Below are 1,615 nucleotides of genomic sequence, written 5' to 3'. Positions count from 1 at the left end.
CGCGCTCACCTGGCGGGTGGCCCGGCGGCGCTTGGGCGGCGCGGACTCAGCGGACCCGGCAGCCTCGGTGGTCTCAGCAGCCTCGGCGGTCACCGTGCCCTCGGCCGCCTTGGCCGCTTCCGGCGTCTCGGCGGGCGCGGCGGTCTTACGAACCGCCCGGCGGCGCTTGGGCGGCGCGGGCTCAGCGGCCCCGGCAGCCTCCCCGGCCCCGGCAGTCCCGGCGGTGCCGGGATTCGCGGAGGTCACAGCAGCCTCATCAGGCTCGGTGCCCTCAGCGGTCTGCTCGGTCGCGCCCGGCGGACCCGCGGGTCGCGACGCGGCCCTGCGACGGCGGCGCGGCGGCAGCGTGTCGCTCGGTGTCAGGTTGTCGTTCTCGTTGTCCCCGGCGGTGCCGGGTTGGTTCATCTCGTGCATGCGGGCGGTTCTCCCGTCGCGCTCCCGGGCGGACGCGCCTGCGGTCCGGTCCACCGTCCGCGTACTGCGCGGTGTGGTGCCGTCCGGGGCGGGGCCGCCGCACGGGAGCTGTTATGTCTGGCCCGCCGGTTCCGTACGCGATGTACGCACGGCCTGGCGAAAGTCTCCGGTGGTTTCGCGCTGCCCGACCCAGGTGGCTCCCGAGTACAAGGGCGGCGCACAACGACTGCCTGCGGGCGCGGCGGGACCTGAGGGCGCCGTCGCGGAATCCCCCTGGCAGAGCTAGGGGGAGGCTGTTCCGACGGCCGTGGGTGGAGCGGTCGGAACTGCCTCGCGGTCAAGCGCGAGCGGGTCGGTCACCGTGCCGGACTCCTCGTCGAAGAGCCCCTGCGCCAGCCTGGTCACCGCTGCGGGGACCGGCGGCGCCAGGTCGGCCACAGCGCGGAGACCGGACAGGACGTCGTCGGGTCGCACGGCAGGCGTTACGTGCCGAACAACCAGCCGCAGTATCGCACAGCGTCCGACCGTGAGCCTATCGGCGGCCTCGGCGTCAACCGATTCCATGGATTCCATGGCACCGGCACCGCCGCTGCCGCCGCCCCTGGACGCCGGTGCGAGGGTCACCAGCTCCGCCACGGCGCCGCGCGCGTCGAAGGTCCGCATCCCGTTCTTCGTTCTGCGCTGGACGTCGACGGCATCGGCCGCGAGGAAGGCCGAGACGGCTCTCTCGGCGTCCTCGGGGGCCACCCCGTCGAGCCGCAGCTCCCACACGGAAGCGGTCAGCCGGTCGGCGAGCCCCGGCGTACGGGCCTCGACGGCGTCGGTGATGTCGAGACCGCCCGGCAGCGACTCGTCGAGCAGCTCACGCAGCTCGCCGGGGTCGCGGTGCGCGGTGAGGGCGATCTCCAGGTACTCGGCCTCGCTGCCGGTGCCGGTGGGTGCGGCATTGGCGTACGACACCTTCGGATGGGGGGTGAAGCCCGCCGAGTACGCCATCGGCACCTCGGCGCGGCGCAGCGCCCGCTCGAAGGCTCGCTGGAAGTCGCGGTGGCTCGTGAACCGGAGGCGGCCGCGCTTGGTGTAGCGCAGTCGGATGCGCTGCACCGCAGGTGCGGGCGGCGGGCCGGGGGTGCGACGCGGGGAGGGCTGGGAGGGGCGAGGAGTGCGGAGGGGTTAGGCGGTGCGGCGGCGGAGGGTGGCT

Annotated in this window: 1 protein-coding gene and 1 pseudogene; both read right to left on the bottom strand. The window is 74.6% G+C overall.

What is annotated here, in order from left to right:
- A pseudogene (locus ACWF94_RS40215) lies at nt 1–414 on the bottom strand (hypothetical protein); the annotation flags it as partial.
- A gap of 282 nt (nt 415–696) precedes the next feature.
- Entirely contained in the window at nt 697–1,518 is an 822-nt protein-coding gene (locus tag ACWF94_RS40210) for a TIGR03936 family radical SAM-associated protein (protein ID WP_453500212.1), read from the bottom strand.
- Nucleotides 1,519–1,615 lie beyond the last annotated feature (97 nt).

Source organism: Streptomyces sp. NPDC055078, from assembly GCF_053607985.1.
Note: the sequence above shows the minus strand (reverse complement) of the source record. Positions and strands in the feature narration are given on the sequence as shown.